This is a genomic window from Streptomyces thermoalcalitolerans (assembly GCF_039525155.1).
Taxonomy (GTDB): domain Bacteria; phylum Actinomycetota; class Actinomycetes; order Streptomycetales; family Streptomycetaceae; genus Streptomyces; species Streptomyces thermovulgaris.
The window spans coordinates 1-1,706 of record NZ_BAAAHG010000125.1; the positions used below are offsets into that span (position 1 = coordinate 1).

At 71.2% G+C, this 1,706-nt stretch carries 1 protein-coding gene; it reads left to right on the forward strand.

The annotated features are described in order from the left end of the window. A partial coding sequence (locus ABD224_RS29080) for an acetyl/propionyl/methylcrotonyl-CoA carboxylase subunit alpha (protein ID WP_344055287.1) occupies window positions 1-1,700 on the forward strand: 1,700 nt, incomplete at its 5' end. Between the last annotated feature and the right edge of the window lie 6 nt (window positions 1,701-1,706).

Here is a 1,706-nt window from a genome sequence, read left to right on the forward strand (position 1 = left end):
CGAGTGTGGCCGTCTACGCCGATCCGGACCGGGACGCGCTGCATGTCCGCGCCGCGGATGAGGCGTTCGCCCTGGGCGGTGACACCCCCGCCACCAGCTACCTGGACATGGACAAGGTACTGAAGGCGGCCAAGGACTCCGGCGCGGACGCGATCCACCCCGGCTACGGCTTTCTGTCGGAAAACGCCGACTTCGCCCAGGCCGTGCTGGACGCCGGACTGATCTGGATCGGCCCGCCCCCGGCCGCGATCCGCGCCCTGGGCGACAAGGTCGCCGCCCGCCACATCGCCCAGCGCGCCGGCGCCCCCCTCGTCGCCGGCACCCCCGACCCCGTCACCGGCGTCGACGAGGTCATCGCCTTCGCGAAGCAGCACGGACTGCCCATCGCCATCAAGGCCGCCTTCGGCGGCGGCGGCCGCGGCCTGAAAGTCGCCCGCACCCTGGACGAGATCCCCGACCTGTACGACTCCGCCGTGCGCGAGGCCACCGCCGCCTTCGGCCGCGGCGAATGCTTCGTCGAGCGCTACCTGGACAAACCCCGGCACGTGGAAACCCAGTGCCTGGCCGACGCCCACGGCAACGTGGTGGTCGTCTCCACCCGCGACTGCTCCCTGCAGCGCCGCCACCAAAAACTCGTCGAGGAAGCCCCCGCCCCCTACCTCAGCGACGAACAGGTCGCCGAGCTGTACCGCGCCTCCAAGGCCATCCTCAAAGAAGCCGGCTATGTGGGGGCCGGCACCGTCGAATTCCTCGTCGGCGCCGACGGCACCCTGTCGTTTTTGGAGGTCAACACCCGCCTGCAGGTCGAACACCCCGTCACCGAGGAAGTCGCCGGCATCGACCTGGTCCGCGAGATGTTCCGCATCGCCGACGGCGAACCCCTCGGCTACACCGACCCGCCCCTGCGCGGGCACTCCATCGAGTTCCGCATCAACGGCGAGGACCCCGGCCGCAACTTCCTGCCCGCCCCCGGCACCGTCACCCGCTTCGCCCCGCCCACCGGCCCCGGCATCCGCCTGGACACCGGCGTGGAGAGCGGCAGCGTGATCGGCCCCGCCTGGGACTCGCTGCTGGCCAAGCTCATCGTCACCGGCCGCACCCGCACCGAGGCCCTGCAGCGCGCCGCCCGCGCCCTGCACGAATTCCACATCGAGGGCATGGCCACCGCCCTGCCCTTCCACCGCACCATCGTCACCCACCCCGCCTTCGCCCCCGAACTCCACGGCCAAACCGGCCCCTTCACCGTCCACACCCGCTGGATCGAAACCGAATTCGACAACACCATCCCCCCCTTCACCGCCCCCGCCGACCCGGCCGAACCCGAAGAGGAGCCCGGGCGGGAGACCGTGGTCGTCGAGGTCGGCGGCAAACGCCTGGAGGTCTCCCTGCCCGCCTCGCTGGGCATGTCCCTGGCCCGCACCGGCCTGGCCGCCGGCGCCCGCCCCAAACGCCGCCCCCGCCGCAAGACCGGCCCGGCCACCACCGGCGACACCCTCACCTCCCCCATGCAGGGCACCATCGTCAAAGTCGCCGTCGACGAAGGCCAGCAGGTCAACGAGGGCGACCTGATCGTCGTGCTGGAAGCGATGAAGATGGAACAACCCCTCAACGCCCACAAATCCGGCACCGTCACCAACCTCACCGCCCAGGTCGGCACCGCCCTCACCTCCGGCGCCCCCATCTGCGACATCAAAGACTGACCACAC